The following is a 20,825-nucleotide window of genomic DNA, read 5'->3' on the forward strand; positions in this document are numbered from 1 at the left end:
TTGCAGTCTGCCCGGTTCGTATCATAACTTGACGGAGCGGTCTAAAGACAAGCCATCCAGCCTCCAGCCCAGCTTTAAGTTTGGGAACTTCCGCCTCCATACTTTCCTTTGCTTATTTTGGCATATGCCCAGAGATATCTACACCCAAGCCATGAGCCAGCCGTCCACCCAGCTGTCCGTCAGCCCGGAAGAAGTGGCATAATGCTCGCATCTGGATATCTGCCGGTACGGCTTTCAGATCATTCGTCAGATTATCCAGCAGATAGTGCTGCTCAGCAGGTGTGAACGAACGGAACAGTTCACCTGCTTGCGTATAATCATCTGTTTTTTCAATCTTCTCTCTGGTGACATGTCCTTGCAATGGAACCTGAGTTTCACGGTAAGCCGGTTCCTCCTGCGGGCTGTTACTCGAACTGTTAGGTTCATAGTTTACAGGAGACGGATCTTGATGCACGTTCATGAGTCCATCACGCTGATGATTGCGCACAGGTGCATAAGGGCAGTTCACCGGAATCTGTAGATAGTTGGGTCCCAGACGGTGACGCTGAGTATCTGGATAGGAGAACAGACGGCCTTGCAACAATTTATCTTCAGATGGCTCAATACCTGGTACAACTGCACTTGGCGAAAATGCTGCCTGCTCCACTTCAGCGAAGAAATTTTGCGGATTACGATTCAATGTCATCGTCCCTACTGTCTGGAACGGAAGCACATCCTCGGGCCATGTTTTCGTTGGGTCGAGCGGATCAAAAGAGAAAGCATCCATCTGTTCCGGCTTCAACAGTTGCACTTGCAGCTTCCACTGCGGATATTCTCCGTTTTTGATATGTTCATGCAAGTCTCGCGTTGCGTGGTTAAAATCCTGTCCCTGTACCTCGGAAGCTTCCTGACGAGAGAGACCACGAACTCCTTGCGCTGATTCCCATTTGTATTTCACGTAGTGTACTTCACCTTGGTCATTGATCCATTTGAATGCGTGTACCCCGAATCCATCCATCTCCCGATAGTTAGCCGGGATACCCAGATTCGAGAACAACCAAGTCATCATATGTGTCGATTCCGGTGTCAGCGTCATGAAATCCCAATAACGTGCCGGGTCCTGAATGTTGGTATCTGGAGCCGGTTTGAGAGAATGCACCATATCCGGAAATTTAATCGCATCACGAATGAAGAAAACAGGCAGATGGTTACCCACAATATCATAGTTACCTTCACGCGTATAAAATTTAACGGCGAACCCCCGCGGATCACGCGCCGTCTCGGGAGAACCTGTACCATGAATTACAGTTGAAAATCGTACGAGCACATCCGTTTCAGTGCCCGGCTCTTGCAGGAAATCGGCTGACGTATATGCCTTCATACTCTGCTCCAACTTGAACACCCCGTGTGCCCCTGCACCTCTCGCATGAACAACCCGTTCAGGAATACGCTCACGGTCAAAGTGGGCGATTTTCTCGATCAGGTGGTAATCCTCCAACAAGGTTGGTCCTCTTCTACCTGCCGTGCGCGAATTCTGGTTATCCCCTACCGGTGCTCCCTGGTTGGTTGTCAAACGATCTGTCATTCTGTCGTCCTCCTCTAAAATGTTTCTCATGTCTGCTGTATCTATCTACTAATTCCAATCATATTCGTCGTTTGCTCAAATATACATTTAGACTTGATCTAACTGTTGAAATCATTCTAACATGTCCCATCTATCTACTGCATGAGGTTCGCATGAGGTTCAGATGAGGTTGTTATGCTAAAGATGAACCAATTATGAAGAGAGCGAAACAGGCTTCATATATCAACGAAACATAAAAAAGCGCAGACCGTTTATTCAACGATCCACGCCATATTTCATCTTCATTAGCATAATCAGCATCTCAGTGATGACCGCTCATCTGGCTCATTTTACTGAACTCATTATGTCTTTAGATCATCAGTCCTGTAAGATCCTCATACCCCATGCGGGATAATAAGCCATTACCATCTAACTCCTGAACGTTCTTGCCGCTCTTATTTAATTCCATCTCAAGTATGCACTGCAGAACTTCGGCGACAAACTTGGGCTGGTTCAAATTAACAGCGTATGTTACACCCTCTTTCTTCATCCGTAACCCTTCATTCAAAGGACTGCCGGAAATGGGTGTATCTCTGGTTACAAATATAATGATATATTTTTTGTCTTTATTTTCCGTAATAATCGTCAGTTTGGATCTGCAGTAGATGTCTCTAGCCGTTCTGTAGCTCCACCAATAAGTGCTCCCATCGACCACTATTTTTCTCATATTATTAATCTGCCAAGCGGTAGCCTACGCCTCTTACCGTTACGATATATTGCGGCGAAGACGCGTTGTCGCCCAATTTTTTGCGCAAGCTTTTGATATGAACATCCACCACGTTGCTCCCACCTGTAAAATCAGTCTCCCAAATATCGCTTAGCATCTCTTCACGGGAGATAACTGCACCTTTGGCATCAATTAGCTTAAGCAGAAGATCATACTCGGTCTTGGTCAGATGGATGCGATCATGGTCCCGCTGCACGCTCATCCGTTCCCGATCCAGCGTCAAGTCTTTGAATCCGATTCGTTGTCCCTCTTCAGGTAAAAAAGCACGCTTTGGCATTACAGGACTGCTGCCAATCATGCGCTGTACCCGGTAAAGTGCCTCCTGCGGACGTGCAGGCCATACAAGTAGCTCCTCCTGAAGCATCGGGCCACTTGCACTGCCAATCATCTTCTCTCCCACCAGGTAGAGGCAAGGTGTCGTATGCTCCGCCTCGCGGTTCAACCGGCTGTGGATTCCCGTAAATGCATCGATTGTTCCCGCAACGGAGAGATCATAGATGAGTAGATCAAAAACAAGGCGTTCATGGAGATCGGGTTCCCAGCGATGGAACACAAGTACGTCAAAGCAGCTGTCTGTCAAAGCCTTCACCAGCTCATGTACCTGACCCGGCATCGGACTGATCAGGATGACACGTCTGGTGATCGGGCAATTATCCACGAGCGGCACAGTTTCGGAATCTGCCAGAGTAGGTTTGACCCGAAGCGGCAAACGGCGGCCTGACCATTTTACTTTTACTTGACCCGTTTGGTTTTGCATTCCCCGCAGACACCTCCAAATACCACATGTGCATGATCAATTGTATAACCGGTTTCTGCTGCTACCTGCTTCATCCATTGTGGAGGAACTTCTGTCATCACCTCATCCACTTTACCGCATACTTCACACATAATATGCTGGTGATCATCCATTCGGGCGTCATATCGACTTGCTGTTTCGCCAAGTTTAAGCTCCCTGATCAGCTCTTTGTCTGTTAAATATCGAAGAGAATTATATACGGTGCCATAAGCCAGATTGTACCCTTGCTCTACAAGCCGATTCATCACATCGGCAGCTGTCGGGTGGTCTTCTGATTTACGTACGACATCATACACCGCTTGCCGTTGTATCGTCAGATTTAAAGTTTTCACAGCCAAGTCCCCTTTTTATACTGTTCTTCAAGTGTATATTTATCTCGAACACTGTCGTTCGCTTCATCTTTTTGGATCACAAAATAAAATTTTGATTTAGATTAAGTATAAATCTTAATGTATAGCGAAGTCAACACGTCCTATCCGCATCTGTTTTGGAATTTTATAGCGATTTAGAGCCAAACCCTTCAAACATTTGGGATTATATGGTTCGCTACCACACCGATTTTCAGATAAAATAGAGTGATGTGCGTTAAAGGGGGGATGCTGGTTGTTAAGCACGTTTTTTGTTAATCTCTGTGTGATAATCACCTTTTTGTACATCTCGGGAATTATCGCCAAATACTACAGCATTCGTTTACCATTTCCCTCGCTGCGCGTTCAGATCATCGGTGGCTTTTTATTCGGTCTATACGGTACGGTGCTTATGAACTATTCATTCCATATAAATGACACTACCATTGTAGATCTTCGGCATTTGGCCGTTGTAACTGCAGCAGTATATCTTGGCGGGATGGCTTCAGTCATCAGCGGTATCATCATTGCGATTCTTCGTATCGTCATGTTTGGCATTACCTCAGCAGCCATTGATGCATCATTCATTATGACACTGCTCGGACTAGCTGGTGTGTACTTTGCCTACGCTTCATGGTCCCGATTAACCAAAATCATCACCATGAACCTGTTAGGTATGGCTATGATATTTATTGTCTTGCTGATGAACACGCCCAGCTTGAATAATTTAATGAAAGTATATCCGATACAGATGACCATCGCCTTTGCCGGCGGTCTTTTCATTTATTTCATCGCGGAATTTATTAATAGATCCAACGAGATGTTATTTCTGCTGGAACGACGAGCCTCCACCGACCATCTGACGGATCTGAGCAATCGGCGTCAGTTCGAACAGTCCTTAAAGTCCGAGCTTCAGCATGCAAGGCAGTATCATCAGAAGCTGTCTCTGCTGGTTATTGATATTGATCGTTTCAAAAAGGTAAATGATACGTATGGTCACTCTGCCGGAGATGCAGTATTGAAGCAGCTTGGGCAATTGCTTGTAGAACATGCACGTTCCACCGATCTCGTCTCACGCAACGGCGGAGAAGAGTTTGCGATTCTACTGCTCGATTGCGGATACCACCAATCGATGGCTATCGCAGAATCTGTACGCAAAGCTGTAGGCCGCTTTCTTTTCACTCTGCCTGACGGGCAAACCGTAAAACTGACCATCTCCATTGGGGTAGCCGTTTACCCTGATCACTGTGATGACCATGATGACAATGACCTGTTTGATCAGGCTGATCGTGCATTGTATGAAGCAAAAAACACGGGACGCAACAGAGTCTGCACTCTGCCGCCCCGCAACATCACGGTTGTGGATAATGATCCATTTTGAAATGATGAGAACGTCTTACCGACAAAAGGGATGCCCCTTCTGCCTCAACTAAGGCAAGCAGGACATCCCTTCTTCATACCTTAAACCCGTTCCGCACTTACAGATCCTCGAGTGATACCCTAGGTCAGAATTTGTTCAATCTCTTCAATAACGGCAGCATCCAGCTTAACTCCAGAAGCTGCGGCATTTTCTTTAACCTGTTCCGGGCGGCTTGCACCAACCAGAGCACTGGAAACATTATTTTGCCGAAGAATCCAGGCCAGAGCGAGCTGTCCCATCTTCAGGTCCAGCTTATCTGCAACTTCAACTAATCGACGTACTTTGCCGATACGATCTGCGTTGATTTTCCCTTCACCCCAACCAAGCTTCGCCGCCCGGCTGTTCTCCGGAATATCAGAGACCGATGTATATTTCCCTGTCAGCAAACCTTGAGCAAGGGGAGAATAAACAACCTGTCCGATCCCCTTACGTTCACCTAAAGGAATGATCTCGCTCTCAATGTATCGATCGAACATATTATATACCGGTTGATTCACGACAATGCGATCCAGCAACAGCCGGTCTGCTGTCCCGAGCGCAGCCTCCATTTGGGCCGCTGTCCACTGGCTCACACCTACATACAGCACTTTGCCATGACGCACCAGATCGTCCAGAGCACGAAGCGTCTCCTCAATCGGTGTCTCCTGATGATAACGATGGCAATAGTAGATATCGACATAATCGGTGCCGAGGCGATTCAAGCTGGCTTCGCACTGCTCCATAATATGCTTGCGGGACAACCCGTGATCGTTAGGGCCATCACCCATTTTGTTAAACACCTTAGTTGCGAGTACATAAGAACTCCGTGAGTACGCTTTCAATGTCTGACCCAGCAGTACTTCCGCAGCTCCCCGCTCATAGGCGTTGGCTGTATCAAAAAAGTTAATCCCTTCATCAAATGCCGTTTCAATCGACTTTACCGCATTTTCACGTTCCACATATCCTCCGTACGTCAACCAGCTACCTAAGCTGATCTCGCTTACTTTCAGTCCGCTTCCACCAAGCCTGCGATATTCCATGAATGCATGTCCTCCTCAGAATGTAGAAATTGTAGAAATGATGAAGTTAAGTTCCGTATCCTATTGTAACCCAACCTGGACAATTGGAAAAATGTTTAAGTCGCACACCCAGAAAAACACGGCAAAAAGGCACACCCCGAAGTAATGTGCCTCATGTAACTTCAATATCAATGTACATGTTCTAACCTGAATCGAAGCATGTCTCTTCTAAGCCCGACAAGAAGCATACCTTTCTAGCTTTAATACGAGCTGCTAGCATCGTTGCTCGCCCGGATCAATCCAGACCATTCTTATATCAAAATAATGCTCAATGCGTTCAAAAGCTCGGTCTGTCTTACCGGCTTGGTCAGCACGGCATCAAACACCTCGGTCTGCTGAATATCCATATGCATCCCATACGGAACGAGCACAATGACAGGCAAATCTTCAAGCTGCCGTTTCAGCGCGATAACAAAATCAACTGTAATACCTTCACGCAAGCCCATATCCACAACGGCCACATCAGGTTTATAGCCTTCCTTGATCCATTCATATGCGGTGGCTGAACCTGAGGTCATACGTACATCCATTTCCCAATTCCGCATCAAGGTGGATACACCCTGCAAAATATCTGGGTCTTTGGCGAGCAGCACCTTTTTGGCCTTTAGACGTTGCTGTACACTTGTAATCTGCGGCAAATCCCAGTATCTGCGCAGTGGCAGGGAAATCTCGAACTCTGTTTCGTTCCCATTCGGACTGTTCACCTGAATACGACCATGCATCAAGATGGCCAGGTTCTGGCTCACCGCCAGCCCCAGATTGCTGCCGATCAGCTTCTCCGTACTAATGGTTTCGGGTTTGACGGAGGAGGTTCGTAAACGGTTGTCGGATAACATCTGTCCCGTATATCTAATCCGGAGTAAGAGAAGACTTGTCTCCTCTACCTCCTCTCCCTTCATCTCCGCTGTCACCAGCACGGCACCTTCCCGGGTGGAGTCCATGGAATACTGCATCACATGACCCAGCAGTTGACCAAGCTTAATCTCATCACCAATGAAAACCTGGGATACATTCAGATTCAGGTGTAATCCCAGTTCTACCTTTTTGCTGGCCGCCGCGCTCGCATAGAGATAGACGGTGTTCTCAATCGTGCTGACCAGATCGAAGGGATCGTCATGAATAACTGTTTTGCCTGCCTCGTTAATATTAAAGTTCATCATATTGTTAAGCAATGAAAGCAAAATGTTGCCACTCGTTTCGATCATATCCACATACTCGGCTTGTTCCTCCGACATGTCGGGTGTCCGCATCAGATCCGTTAATCCCAAAATGCCGTTCAGCGGATTTCGGATCTCATGACTCATCAGTTTGAGCATCTGTGTCTTGGTCATGGCCTCGGATTCAGCACGTTCCTTCTCAGCCTGTAATCTCTCTTGTAGCTGTTCCGAATCACTAAGTCTCTGCTCCTGAACGTGCAGCGTGCTCTCGAGATCAACAACATATCCTAGAAAAACAGCCATGGCTTGCAGTGTCTTCATATCCGTTTCAGAGATCTCATAACCGGGGTCATCCATTAAACAGATCGTACCAAATGGTGCACCCGTTCTTCGCATAATGGGTACTCCCACGAAAAATCGATTTCCCAACCCAACCGTGACATCCATTGATTTTGTGGCAGAATGCTCGAAGGTATCCGAAATAGCGACGACACTATTACTATTTTCCAACACCAAGCTACAATAAGATTCCATGAACGGAAGTGCTGTACCTTTGATAATTAATTCTTCCTTGCGGTTGAAGGCTTCCAGAATGACATTGGTCACTCCGTCATTCGTGGCAACAAAGATCGTATTCACTCTTAATATGCCACTTAATACGTCCACAATATGGGCCGCTGCTTCTTCGATATTTTCATAGAAGCCTTGGTTAACGCCTTCTACTGTCCCCATGATCCAACCCCTCTTTGTTTGTCTTAGCTGCTATATTAAGTTCACCGATCAGAATGTTGATTACACGCAGGGGTCTGCCGGGGAATCCGAACGATTGTCACAAACTATACTTATATGTTTAACACCACAGAAGTACAAGAGAATCATCCTGGTGCCTGTTACCTCTTTGCTCACCGAACAGATCTGAAAAAATGCTTCGATCCACGGTATCTGACTTATAAGTTTATCCTTGCAGGGTAAATAGAAATTATACGCCTCTGTTTGAATTTTGGGAACCTTAAACCCGCGCCAAATCCCGGAAGATGCTCTTCTCCCCCACAGGAGGTGTGATCATAATCACACCCAAAAACCCACATATAGTTTATAAATGGATAATACAAATCTACATGTAGTATATAACTCATATATTAATCAAATTATAATCTATTCAAAAATCATTTAGGAGGCACGTTACATGACTATGCTTGAGCATGCCGCACCACCGGCAACCGATCTTTTATCTGACCTGGGAAGACGTATTATTGGCGCAGAAGACGCTGATACGCTGAGAGAGAATGCGAATCTGAATGGAGATTCGTTCAGCGGCAAGATGAGCAGGCTTGGATCGGAAACAGCCAAGTGGCATGCCATGCGTCATGTCTTGCCAGTAGCGCTTGCGGATGCTGTTGAGAATGGCGACCTGTATGTGCATGATCTGGATCAGTATGCCCTTGGAACAACCAACTGCATCTTCATTCCATTTGATCGGCTACTGGCCGCTGGTTTTAATACAGGGAATGGATCGGTTCGTACACCACAGACGATAATGTCTGCGATGGCTCTTGTCGCAATCATCTTCCAATCCCAGCAAAACAGTCAGTACGGCGGTGTGTCTGCCAACAAAATTGACTGGGATCTGGCGCCTTATGTACGTCGTTCGTTCATCAAACATTTCCGCAAAGGGCAACGCCTCTTTGACGAACAGGTCTTGCTAGCAGACGAGCAGCTACATCTGGACAGTGCCGAAGCGAAGCAGCATTGCCCGCGTGCATTTGCTTTTGCAAGCGAGGAAACAGAGCTGGAGACAGGACAAGCCGCTGAATCTCTTATACATAACCTGAATACGATGAGCAGCCGGGCAGGCGGACAGATTCCTTTTACATCACTAAACTATGGCATGTGTACATCAGCTGAGGGTCGCCTCGTGTCCCGTTCCCTGCTGGAAGCAACGATTCGTGGCCTTGGACACGGGGAAACGCCTGTATTTCCACAGCATATTTTTCAGTGCAAGCAGGGAGTTAATCAGACTCAGGGCGACCCAAACTATGACTTGTTTCGCCTGGCGGTAACCTGTTCTTCACGGCGGATGTATCCTAACTTTGTCAACGTGGACGCATCGTTTAATCTACCTTACTATCACCCGGAAGACCCGGATACGATCATTGCTACCATGGGCTGTCGCACACGCACCCTTGCGGATCGGTTTGGACGGAATCGGCAAAGTGGTAAAGGAAACCTGTCCTTCAATACGGTCAATCTAGTGAAACTCGGGATTCGATTTGGTATCTGCCAGAACAATCGGGCTGTTGCGGATCGGGAAGGATTCTATGTGGCCCTGGATAAAATCATGCACAATGCCGTGGACGGGTTGCTGCACCGTTATAACATTCAGAAAAAACAGCCTGCCAAATCATCGGACTTCATGATGCGTGAGGGAGTATGGGAAGGCGGAGAGAAGCTGGAACCGGACGAGCCGGTTGCTGATCTGTTGAAACACGGTACGTTGTCTCTTGGATTCATCGGACTTGCCGAATGTATGACTGCTATGTATGGAAGACATCATGGACAAGACATGCATGTGCATCGCGAGGCACTGCATGTGATTCGCACGATGAGAGAGTTCTGCGATCGGATGAGTGAGATGCATAACCTGAACGTCACGCTATTTGCGACACCTGCAGAAGGCTTGTCCGGCAAATTCACCAAAATAGACCGAGCCCGTTACGGCCCGATCTCTGGTGTGAATGAACGTGAATATTATACGAACTCGTTCCATATTCCGGTCTATCATAACCTTCCTGCCTACCGTAAGATTGAACTGGAGGCTCCATTCCATGCGCTGTGTAACGCCGGAGCGATCTCTTATGTTGAACTTGACGGCAATGTGAGGGCGAATACAGCAGCCTTTATGCGTATCGTACAGTACGCACTGGCCCAGGATATCGGTTACTTCTCGATTAATCATCCGATTGATCGCTGTCCTGAATGCGGATATGAGGGAGTCATCGGTGATATTTGCCCGGAATGCGAGGTTCACGAAAATGAGGTGCACTTCCAGCGTCTTCGCCGCGTAACCGGCTATCTGACCGGAGATTACAAGGTACGCTTCAATGCTGCGAAGCAGGCCGAGGTACGGGATCGGGTGAAACACCGGTGAATCTGTTTGGTTACATTCCCGAATCAGTCAACGAAGGAACGGGCCTACGCGCCGTACTGTTTATCAGCGGATGCCGTCACGCATGTCCAGGCTGTTTCAGCCCGGATTCATGGAGTTTCCGGGCGGGTGAACCCTTTACAGAAGAGCAACAGCAACAGATTTTGCATGAGGTCACGAACCATCCGTTACTGGATGGCGTGACGTTATGCGGGGGTGACCCCTTTTTCTCAGCAACAGAATGTACTCGGTGGGTGCGTCAATTTCGGGATGCAAGGCCCGATCTGACGGTATGGGCCTATACGGGATTCGAATATGAGGAACTCATCACCGATCCGGAGAGAGCAGAGCTTGCACAGCTATGTGACGTGATTATCGACGGGCGTTACGTTGAAGCAGAGCGGGATGTGTCTCTGCCCTTCCGCGGAAGCCGGAATCAGCGGTTAATTGATGTGCGTGCAACACAGACATCCGGAAACATCGTTACATTGCAGATTGGTGCAGTGTAACGATGTTTTTTCATTTTTACACTTGAAACCTTTGGATGACCTGGTTCAGTTCGTAAGCCAACCTTCTCAGCTCATGGGAGAGACTTGATACCTCTTCCATAAGCGCCAGTTGTTCTTCTGAAGATGCACGGGCCTTGTTCGCATTGCCGGATGAATCCGTGGCCACGGTACCCAGCTGTTCCAGGGTAGCAGCAATCTGATCACTGCTGGCTGACATTTGCTCCGAGGCGGCGGATACCTCGTAGACTTGTCCGGACACCTTTTGAATAGATTCGACGATCTGGCGGAAGGTTTCTGCCGTTACTACGGATGTCTCGGCCCCCTGTTTAGCAACATCTACCGACTCTTCGATGGAGGTTACGGCCTTCTCCGTGTGATTCAGAATGCCTTGCAAAATTTGGTCAATCTGATCAGAAGACTCTTTGGAGCGAGCCGAAAGCTTCTGAATCTCCTGCGCAACCACTGCAAATCCTCTTCCGGTCTCCCCTGCTCTAGCTGCCTCAATGGACGCATTAAGTGCAAGCAGGCTCGTTTGATCGGCAATATCTCGAATCATAGACATGATTCCCCCGATACTGCTGTTCAGTTGTTGAAGATCATGAAGAACCACAACGGTACCGGACATGTTATGTTCGATCTTCTGCATCTGATCGACCATCGTTGTAATATCTGTCTCACCTCGGCTGGCTAAATCGGTTGCATCGGAAGCCAGCTCGGCAACCACCTGTGATGAGTCCGCGATTCGCTTAATGCCAATGACCATCTCACCTATGGACTCTTGGCACTCATTGGTGGATTGACGTTGCTGGTCTGCCCCGGAGGATACTTGTAACATCGACTCTGTAATCTCCTGTGAGGCTTCGGTTGTTCGCTCTGCACTCATCTGCAGATCCGCAGCTGAGCGGGTTACACTCGCAGAGGTGGACTGAATGCCTGTGATCAGTTGTTGCAGACCCCCAAGCATATGATTAAATGCCTTGGCAGTTTGACCAATCTCATTGTTATTACGTACATCAAGACTCACCGTCAGATCACCGTCAGCCGCTTGCTTAGATACGTCTGCCAGCTTCTGTAGAGGACGAAGTACAATCCGTGCCAGAATCATCAGAACCAGAATCAGGATGATAGCAATCACTAATCCACTTCCCAGACTGTACAAAAACATCCACATCTGATCCTGCTTGACTTGGGCTGCGTCCAGATCCAGACCAAAAATAGCTATCGCCTTACCGCTATCGTCCTTGATCGTACTTAGGTAGGTCACCCATGTCCCTGCGCTATCTGTGTAAGACTCTGTAAAGGCGGTTCCTTCCTTCAATACTTGATCATATGTATCTTGAATGATTGCTGGAATTTCATATTCGACACCGGGTACCATCTCCAGATCATAGAGTGCCTGATTGACTTGCAGCCCAATTAAGATCTGTTTCCCATCACGTTCAATAATATCCGATTTGAATATATATGCGTTTGCAACGGAAGCAACACCGGTCATCGCATCGAGTTGTTCTTTCAATGACGTCAGTTCGGGAGATGTTGGGTTAGGTGAAGCCTCCAGTTGCTGATTCGCTTGTTCTACCCATTTATGGTTGAGCTGAAGCTGATTGGACAGCGCCTTACCTACTTGATTGATTTCTTCGTAGTAAGCCTGCTGACTTTGTTTGAAATTCAACACACTCATCAGGATGATCATTACAAACAAAATGATGGCAATCAGGACAGAACTGGTGAAAACTAAACTTCGATTGCGGAAGTAGCGTAACATTGCAGATTCCCCTTTTCCTTAACATTTCTAGCTTACATATCCGTCCTGATCAAGAATGAGCTCGGGATCGACTCCTTATTCCACCTTTGCATTCAGCATATGATATGAAACTATATAGTATATATCGTTATGTATTTGCTGTTTTTGAATGGCGATGATATAAAAACCAAAAAAGGCCAGCCCATAAAAACGGGCTGACCTCATACTTATAAAGGTTAGGAATCAAAGAAGATTAGCAACCTCCTTCTATTTCTAACTGGTCCCTAACCTCCTCCTTCTATATCTAACTGATCCCTAACCTCACTCTTGTTCCATCCTGACAGTTAACGCACCTCTAAATGACGAACACGGACACCCGCAGGTAACAACAGGTAAACATCCTGCACGCCTGATGCACCTGTCAGTTCAGCTCTTACCGTAGACCAATGCTGGGCATCGCCTTGTGCCAGTTCCAGACGTCCTGCAATTGTACCATCCGGCGTACCCAATCTCACCTCCAGCACACCTCCCTGCTGTTCTGAGGATACGCGAGCTTCAAACGTGGTGGCCCCGTTGCCAAGGTCGGTGTCCTTAAAGGCAATCCATCCTTGCTCACCAATAACACGGACAGCTGTTCCGCCCTCTTTGCACTCATCCAGCTCCACACCCAGATACGCATCGTAGTTCTCGGCGCGTGTAGTCACACTCAAGTCACGTGCAGGGATTGTCTCCCCTTCTACCTTCAGATCCGCGACTAACTGCACATCCGAGGAAGATTTGGCAGCCATAATGTAATAGATGCCGTCCTCCACCACATAGCGATCACGGGTAACATCCCAGATCGCCAGTTCCTGAACGGGCAGGTCAAAATGAACGGTCGCTGTTGCTCCGGCCTCAATATGCAGGCGGCGGAACGCTTTTAGCGTTTTGAGTGGACGTTTAACTCTGGACTTACCTGCACGCACGTACAGCTGAACCACTTCGTCACTGTCAATTGAACCTGTATTGGTCACATCTACACGGATCGTAACGAGGTCTTCTTTGCCCGCTTGTGCAGGACTAACCTCCAGATTGCTGTATTTAAATGAAGCATAAGTCAGACCATGTCCGAACGGATATAACACATTGCCTTCAAAATATTGATACGTGCGGCCCGCTTGGATAATGTCATAATCCCGAATATCAGGTAGTTGATCTTCGGATTGCACCCAGGTCATGTTCAGACGGCCCGCTGGTGCGTAGTCTCCGTACAATACGTCAGCGACTGCGTTACCCAGCTCCTGTCCGGCGTGTGACGTATACAGGACAGCTGGAATATTCTCCTGAACCCAGTTGCAGGTAAAAGGATAACTTCCTACAATCACCACTACGGTGTTCGGGTTAGCTTCATGCACAGCCTTTACCAGCTGAAGCTGTGAATCAGCCAGCTCCAGGCTTGGGCGGTCCACTTCTTCTTTACCGTTAACGAGCGGGTTGTTACCGACAAATACAATCGCTGTCTCAGCTTCTTTGGCAGCAGCAACAGCTTCGTCAATCCCGCTGGTTACGAGATCTTGCTCGAATGTCTCTGTTGCACCGAATGCTTTCAACTCTTCGGAGACCTTGAGCGCATCATTTCCATCATTCAGTGTGGTTACAATTTTATTATTCCATGTTGTCAGCCCCACACAACCATCCGCCTGTGGCAACAGATGAAATACTTCTTTGACAAACCAGCCATATACCTCATTAGCCGAGGCGGTTACCGATTCTTCATCCGTGGTTAGGTATTTGCCGTTACTCTCCGCCTGCAACGTGTAACTGCCAAATCCCCAATCCGTCACCCGGAATGTTTCAGCTTCTTCTGAAGCTTGCACTTCCATCTCAGATGAGCCCTCTGCTCTAACAAGGCCCAGCTTTCTACCACTTGCTACAGATGTCAGCGTAATGCGATTATCACCGTCTTGGAAGGCAACGTTATCATTGCCGACCTTACTTCGAATCGCTTCCAGAGGGGTTACGCTGTAGGGCATCGTACCCGCATACCAGTCCCGATAGACCGTTCCGCCGAGTTGCCCAATCACAGCTACTTTGCCTGCTTTTGTTTTGTCCAATGGAAGGGTGTTTTTATCGTTTTTGAGCAATACCACTTGTTCTCTTGCCGCCCGAAGAGACAGCGCTCTGGCTTTCTCCGTCATCATGGACTCCTCGCCAATTGCAGCGTACGGATTGCCTTCTTCCGGATCAAACTCCCCCAGACGGAATCGCACACGGAATGTGTTGAACAAGGCTGTATCGATATCTTCCATGCTTAGCAGCCCCTGCTCCAACCCTTCACGAAGTGCTTGCTTGGACAGCTCAGCATCATCGGTGATGCTGTCAATCCCTGCTTGGACCGACTCCACCGTACCCGGTGTGTGAGAATCATAATATTGATGATCATTCTTGATTCCCATCACGTCGCCCGCGTCACTGACGATGAATCCATCCATGCCCCATTCACCTTTAACAATCTCGTTCACAAAAGGATGCAACAGAGCTGGCGTGCCATTAATCGAGTTATACGCGGTCATCATTGACTGTGCTCCACCTTCTTTAAAAGGCTTCTCGAATGCTTTCAAATAATATTCACGCATATTGCGCGGATCAATGCTGGATGAGCCGCTACCACGATCCACTTCGTTATTGTTGCCAAGGAAGTGTTTGAGCGTTGCCACAGCTTTGTAATACTTGGGATGGTCACCTTGAATGCCTTTGACTAAAGCCGTTGCCAGTTCTGCAGTCAGTTCCGGGTCCTCGCCATATGCCTCTTCGTTTCGTCCCCAGCGCGGGTCACGTTCCATATCCACCGTGGGTGCCCAAAGCGTAAGACCGTTGACGGCAGGATTCCGTTTGTAAAATACACGTGCTTCGTCTCCGATGACGGAGCCGATCTCTTTCATCAGGTCTGTATCCCACGTACATGCCAGTCCTACAGGTTGCGGGAACGAGGTGGCTTCACCGAGCCAAGCCAAGCCGTGTGCGGCTTCTGTTCCATGTTTGTAGGCAGCAACACCCAAGCGTTCAACCGCAGGCTGGTATTGCAACATAGATTCAATTTTTTCATCGTCCGTCAGACGGGATACAAGATCCTTCACTCGATCATTTAGTGCCATGGTCGTATCTTGAAATGGATATTTCGTTTGATGGGTTGTCATATCAAATCTCCTTTTATTAAATCGTATTTATTCATTATGATAGCGAATACATTTCAATTCATAATAACGGCCTATACTTGCTTGATTACACCTCTAAAATAAACAAAAACCCTTTATAAAACATGATATAACGATATTTTAAGAGAAACATAGAAAAAAACTAAAACGGTTTCGATAATCCTACTATAAAACATTCTGATATAAAAAAATAGAGGTACATTTCAAGAAGCCCGCCCTTTCCTTTCGTAAAATATGAGACTGCTCGTTTTTTTCTGGCATACTCTGGCAATCCTGATTAGAAGTACAGGGGCTTCAACTTCTGAACGGCCCCTATTATGCTGTAATCATGATTTAGGAGGAAACCAATCCATGAATAACAATGAGCAGTTGAAGACAAACTTGCCCCCGGTTCCCGAATCTCTATGGCGTGCCGCGAATACATTGGAATCTTATCCGAAATTAACAGAGGATACCACAGCTGATGTAGCGATTATCGGAGCAGGGATCGCAGGTATTACAACAGCGTACTTGCTGGCCCAGTCTGGTCTGAGTGTGGTTTTGCTTGAAGCCGGAAAAGTACTGGACGGCACAACAGGCCATACAACGGCTAAAGTATCTGCACAGCATGGTGTCATCTATGATGAAATCATGCATCACTTCGGACATGAACAGGCACGGATGTACTATGAAGGGAATGCAAATGCGGCCAGCTGGATGCGTAGTCTGGTCAAGGAAAAGCAGATCGAATGTCAGTGGGCTGATGAGGATGCCTACGTTTATATTCAGTCCGAAGACAATATCAAAAAGCTGGAGATTGAGCTGACCGCTTATGGCAAACTCAACATCCCTGGTGAATGGGTAGATCCCCTTCCGATCCCCGTCCCAGCCAGAGCAGGCATTCGCATGCCTGGGCAAGCACGTTTCGACCCGTTAGCTTACCTGCATTACTTGCTTGCTTCAGCCGTGAAGCAAGGGGTACGTGTCTATGAACATACAACGGTAACCGATGTGGAAGAAGAAGCCTCTTTGAAAATAAGAACCTATAATGGTTCATTCGTGACGGCAGAGCATATCGTTGTCGCTTCCCATTTTCCCGTATACGATCCCGGATTTTACTTTACGCGACTTCATGCTGAACGGTCTTATGCTGTGATGGTTGAGCCTGAGAAGCCCTATGCAGGTGGTATGTACATCTCTGATGATGATCCGGCCCGTTCGCTTCGTGCTGTTATCCATAATGGTAAAGAACATATTCTGTTCGGGGGAGAGAATCATAAAACCGGCCAAGGCATCTGTACCTTTGGTCACTACGAGCGCCTGGAGAAATATGCATCCGAGACGTTTGGGATCCGTAACATCCCGTTTCGCTGGTCAGCCCAGGATCTGATCTCCATAGATAAAGTGCCCTACATCGGGCCAATTACCGGAAGGCATGAACGGATCTATGTTGCTACAGGTTTTGCCAAATGGGGTATGACCACAGGCACGATGGCCGGACATCTGCTGGCAGACCGAATTACCGGAAGGGATAATCCGCACGCAGAAGTATTTGATCCGGCAAGATTCAAGGCAGACCCGGGTTTCAAACACTTTATCGTAGAGAACGTCAATGTTGCGAAGGAGTTAATTGCAGGCAAGGTCGGCATCGTGCACAAAAATATAAACGAGCTTAGCAACGACGAAGGCGCAGTTGTGCGTCATAACGGTAAAAGGGCCGGTGCCTATAAGGACACCAGCGGCAAGCTGTTCCTGGTGGACACGACATGCACCCACTTGGGATGCGAAGTGGAGTGGAATAATGGGGAACGTTCCTGGGACTGCCCGTGTCACGGCTCACGTTTCAATTATGAAGGTCACGTGATCGAAGGCCCTGCTGTAGAAGACTTGCCTGTTCTGGATGTGCAGCAGCAGTAAATACAATTAGAAGTAAGCCATATAGCATTTAGCATACAGCTTAAAAGCCGCACCAAATGAACACAGGATGTATTATGAACTCCATGTGTGAATATACGTAGCGCTTCCTAAAGTACATCTCATCTCATAGACCGGATCGGTATCCGCCTCCAGACGGAAGCAGCCGACCCGGTTTTTCTGTATGCTGGTATAGAAGTATGTTATAACACAGCCTTACATTGGATAAATATGTAAATTGTTGAGATGAAAGTCCACTACCACTGTACTAAATCCTGTACTAAACCATACATACGAATACGAATGATTTTCAAACAGGATCAACAGCAAGAAACGATGTGAAAGTAAACATTCATTCAAAAATAAGGGTGTGAAAGGAACACAAGATGAATAGACAACAATTTATGCAAGCTATGGAATTGGTTTTACGTCCGATGGACCGGTTGGAACGTGCTGAACTCCTTGCAGATTATGCCCAAAGGTTCACGTTAGGGTTACGTGAAGGCAAATCGGAGGAAGACATTGCACGTGAACTCGGCCACCCGGAGGAGATCGCACGCAAAGTACTCGGTGAACAGTATTACTCTAACCCATACTCTGACTCATCCGGTAGAGTTTCCTTCGATACACCTCCGTTCAGAGAGATCAAACCACCTGTTAATCACAATCGGGCTACGCGGAACTTTTTTGTATGCATCGGTTTGATCTTCCTTAACCTTGCACTTATGATTCCGATCGGTCTTAGCCTCTGGTCCGTGTGGCTTACGATAGCAAGCCTGTCTTTGTTTGCTCTTGCTCCTGTCGCTGCTGCCGTCGACTATCTGTATCGAAATCACCTTGAAACAACAGAAATTTTCGTTGCCATTGGGTTGCTGGGTATCGGTATTCTGTTCGCCCTAGCCTCCAAATTTATCTTTATCGCATTTAAAAAGGTAACACTCCATTATATTCGGTGGAATATAAACGTGATGAAAGGGGATGTTTCTGCATGAGCACTAAAAAATGGGTAGCACTGGCTCTCGTCTGCATTGGAATAGGTTTACTTGGAACATCGGTCTTTGGTTTTCAGTTCAAGGATGAAAGGGAAGCATATAGCAAGCGTTGGGAACTGGGCACCGGGGGACTGCAAGATGATCTGCAAAATATTCAGCTGGATGGCAACTTTAATGCTGATATTGAATTCATCGTTAGTCCAGACAACACCGCGTATATCGAAGTGGATGGAAAGTGGGAACCAGAGGTTATCCAAAGTTTCAAGGAGGCCCGTTTTACGGATGGCACATTTGAGCTGTCACTACAGAAACACAATCGTCTAAAGTTGTTCTCTTTTAATTGGAACTGGGGGGAACAAGATTCAAGAATAACCGTGGCTTTACCAGCAGGATACCCTTTAAATGATGTCACATTACACTCTACCTCAGCGGATTGGGATATAACCGGGCTACATGCTGAACATTTGGAGATGAAAAGCACCTCAGGCTCCATCGTTCTGAATGATATTCAGGTTCCTCGCATGGAATTGTCTTTGACCTCAGGGGACATTGATGCTTCTGCGATCCAAGGGGATTTAGCCGTAGAACAGACATCAGGAAGCTTCACGGCAACCCGAATCGATGGAAAAGTAAACAGCGTAATTCAATCAGGAGATGTGGAAATTACTCAATTGAATGGTGAAGCTGATGTAAAGTTCACTTCCGGCAGTATTGATATCCAGCAATCACACGCAGCACCTATTCAGGTATCAGGGACATCGGGAGATATATCCATTCAAGCCGCGCCTGATTTTGATGGGATCTATGAGGCCAAGGCTACTTCGGGCGACGTTAATATACCGGAGTCACCAGGCATAAGTCAGGATGTGATCCAGGCACGTACGACTTCTGGCAGCATTCGAATCACCCAACCGCGCTAACGTGTGATGAAGCATATTTCCGATCATTGGGTAAAGTATAGTATAATCAAGTGCTAACCCAAATGCTGAGGAGGAATATTCCTATGGAACTTAAAAATAAAACAGCCATCATTACTGGCGCAGGTAAAGGTATCGGGCGTGCTATCGCGGAATCCCTCGCCAAAGAAGGCGTACATCTTGGACTGATCGCCCGCACGGCTTCCGATCTGCAGTCTCTTCAAGAGTCTCTAAGTAAGGAATATGGTGTAAAAGTAACGAGTGCTGCAGCAGACATCTCGGATCGCTCTCAAGCTGAAGCAGCAGTGGCAGCCATCGAGATGGAGCTGGGAGCAGTCGATATTCTCATTAACAATGCAGGGATCGGAAGTTTCGGTACACTGCTAGAGATGGACCCTGAAGAGTGGGAACGCATCCTGCATGTGAATGTCATGGGTACATACTATGTAACACGTGCCGTGCTTCCAAGCATGATCAAAGAAAGCAGCGGCAGCATCATTAACATTGCTTCAACAGCAGGTGAGCGTGGATTCGCTACAGGTTCAGCGTATTGTGCCTCCAAATTCGCATTGCTTGGCATGACGGAATCCTTAATGCAGGAAGTTCGTAAATCCAACATTCGTGTTACCGCGTTAACACCAAGCACCGTTAATACGGAACTGGCTGTAAATGCCGGACTCAAAATCGGAGACGAGGATCGCATGATGCAAGCCGAAGACGTAGCCGAACTGGCACTGGCAACACTTAAGCTATCTGATCGCGTATTCGTCAAAGCTGCGGGCATTTGGACAACCAATCCACAGTAAGGCGTGAGTGAAGGTTTGCAAGAATGAATTAAAGCATACAATGAAGACACCACCAACCAGCATTCTGGTTGGTGGTTTTTATGTTTATGATATAAAGGATATCTAACGTATTCGTGAGTATGATGAAGGTAATCAATTCGAAATTAGATATGACTCTGCTGGGAAACGTAAGGAGTTTGAATATCATGAGTGAAACCAAACCAGTTATGACTGTGTTTGCTGGAAACAATGCCTATCATTATAGCGGAAATCATGAAAGTGCAATTGATCTATTGTGTAGATTATATCCCTGCTTGGGCTAATCCTGTCTTGGCTCAATACTGATACACTCGGGTGACATTATAACTCCCCTACTAGCTTATGTATCAATATCTTTGGATAGAGACAAGACTCCCCTCTCCTCCATATAACAACAGAAAGGCACCAGCCTATAGGATGGGGCTTTTTTTGTTGTTCAAAACTTGTTCAGAATTTGTTTAGAGTAATGTGATATGGTCTAGCGTGCTATAGTATAGAG

At 47.2% G+C, this 20,825-nt stretch carries 15 protein-coding genes; 7 read left to right on the forward strand and 8 right to left on the reverse strand.

The window, feature by feature from the left end:
- Positions 1-112: 112 nt before the first annotated feature.
- From AC1VYS_RS26625 to AC1VYS_RS26640, 4 genes are all read right to left on the reverse strand, one after another.
- Entirely contained in the window at positions 113-1,564 is a 1,452-nt protein-coding gene (locus AC1VYS_RS26625) for a catalase (RefSeq protein ID WP_482912131.1), read from the reverse strand.
- A gap of 349 nt (positions 1,565-1,913) precedes the next feature.
- The gene (locus tag AC1VYS_RS26630) at positions 1,914-2,270 is read right to left on the reverse strand and encodes a hypothetical protein (protein ID WP_482912132.1); all 357 of its coding nucleotides are present in this window, start codon (positions 2,268-2,270) and stop codon (positions 1,914-1,916) included.
- A 4-nt stretch (positions 2,271-2,274) separates the two neighbouring features.
- Positions 2,275-3,087, reverse strand: a complete 813-nt coding sequence (locus tag AC1VYS_RS26635; RefSeq protein ID WP_482912133.1) for a winged helix-turn-helix domain-containing protein — start codon at positions 3,085-3,087, stop codon at positions 2,275-2,277.
- Positions 3,063-3,458: a Fur family transcriptional regulator gene (locus AC1VYS_RS26640; protein ID WP_251510334.1), complete on the reverse strand. Its 396-nt coding sequence runs from the start codon at positions 3,456-3,458 to the stop codon at positions 3,063-3,065. The genes AC1VYS_RS26635 and AC1VYS_RS26640 overlap by 25 nt, the downstream gene beginning before the upstream one ends.
- Positions 3,459-3,729: 271 nt before the next feature.
- On the opposite strand from AC1VYS_RS26640, the gene AC1VYS_RS26645 reads away from it, so the two are divergent.
- A complete protein-coding gene (locus AC1VYS_RS26645; RefSeq protein WP_482934436.1) occupies positions 3,730-4,854 on the forward strand; it encodes a GGDEF domain-containing protein in 1,125 nt (374 codons plus the stop codon).
- Positions 4,855-4,973: 119 nt separating this feature from the next.
- Here AC1VYS_RS26645 and AC1VYS_RS26650 read toward each other — a convergent pair whose 3' ends face one another.
- Positions 4,974-5,912 (reverse strand): aldo/keto reductase family protein, encoded by a 939-nt coding sequence (locus AC1VYS_RS26650; RefSeq protein ID WP_482912135.1) that lies wholly within the window; start codon positions 5,910-5,912, stop codon positions 4,974-4,976.
- A 290-nt stretch (positions 5,913-6,202) separates the two neighbouring features.
- Positions 6,203-7,840, reverse strand: coding sequence for a hybrid sensor histidine kinase/response regulator (locus tag AC1VYS_RS26655; protein WP_482912136.1), 1,638 nt, complete (start codon positions 7,838-7,840; stop codon positions 6,203-6,205).
- 454 nt (positions 7,841-8,294) lie between these two features.
- On the opposite strand from AC1VYS_RS26655, the gene AC1VYS_RS26660 reads away from it, so the two are divergent.
- Positions 8,295-10,256 carry an anaerobic ribonucleoside triphosphate reductase gene (locus AC1VYS_RS26660; RefSeq protein ID WP_482912137.1) on the forward strand — a complete coding sequence of 654 codons (1,962 nt, stop codon included), beginning with the start codon at positions 8,295-8,297 and terminating at the stop codon, positions 10,254-10,256.
- Complete coding sequence (gene nrdG, locus AC1VYS_RS26665; protein WP_482912138.1) at positions 10,253-10,762, forward strand: anaerobic ribonucleoside-triphosphate reductase activating protein; 510 nt, start codon at positions 10,253-10,255, stop codon at positions 10,760-10,762. Before AC1VYS_RS26660 ends, nrdG begins: the two co-directional genes overlap by 4 nt.
- A 16-nt stretch (positions 10,763-10,778) precedes the next feature.
- Here the strand turns inward: nrdG and AC1VYS_RS26670 are convergent, their stop codons facing one another.
- Entirely contained in the window at positions 10,779-12,527 is a 1,749-nt protein-coding gene (locus AC1VYS_RS26670; protein ID WP_482912139.1) for a methyl-accepting chemotaxis protein, read from the reverse strand.
- 323 nt (positions 12,528-12,850) lie between these two features.
- Positions 12,851-15,682 carry a glycoside hydrolase family 3 C-terminal domain-containing protein gene (locus AC1VYS_RS26675; protein ID WP_482912140.1) on the reverse strand — a complete coding sequence of 944 codons (2,832 nt, stop codon included), beginning with the start codon at positions 15,680-15,682 and terminating at the stop codon, positions 12,851-12,853.
- A 369-nt stretch (positions 15,683-16,051) separates the two neighbouring features.
- Between AC1VYS_RS26675 and AC1VYS_RS26680 the strand changes: the two genes are divergently transcribed.
- The 4 genes from AC1VYS_RS26680 (at position 16,052) to AC1VYS_RS26695 (ending at position 20,308) form a co-directional block, all read left to right on the forward strand.
- Positions 16,052-17,596 (forward strand): FAD-dependent oxidoreductase, encoded by a 1,545-nt coding sequence (locus AC1VYS_RS26680; RefSeq protein ID WP_482912141.1) that lies wholly within the window; start codon positions 16,052-16,054, stop codon positions 17,594-17,596.
- Positions 17,597-17,979: 383 nt separating this feature from the next.
- Positions 17,980-18,585: a DUF1700 domain-containing protein gene (locus tag AC1VYS_RS26685; RefSeq protein WP_482912142.1), complete on the forward strand. Its 606-nt coding sequence runs from the start codon at positions 17,980-17,982 to the stop codon at positions 18,583-18,585.
- Complete coding sequence (locus AC1VYS_RS26690; protein ID WP_482912143.1) at positions 18,582-19,505, forward strand: DUF4097 family beta strand repeat-containing protein; 924 nt, start codon at positions 18,582-18,584, stop codon at positions 19,503-19,505. The genes AC1VYS_RS26685 and AC1VYS_RS26690 overlap by 4 nt, the downstream gene beginning before the upstream one ends.
- 83 nt (positions 19,506-19,588) lie before the next feature.
- Entirely contained in the window at positions 19,589-20,308 is a 720-nt protein-coding gene (locus tag AC1VYS_RS26695) for a 3-ketoacyl-ACP reductase (protein ID WP_482912144.1), read from the forward strand.
- The last annotated feature ends 517 nt before the right edge of the window (positions 20,309-20,825 follow it).

It is taken from the genome of Paenibacillus sp. G34, assembly GCF_056856875.1.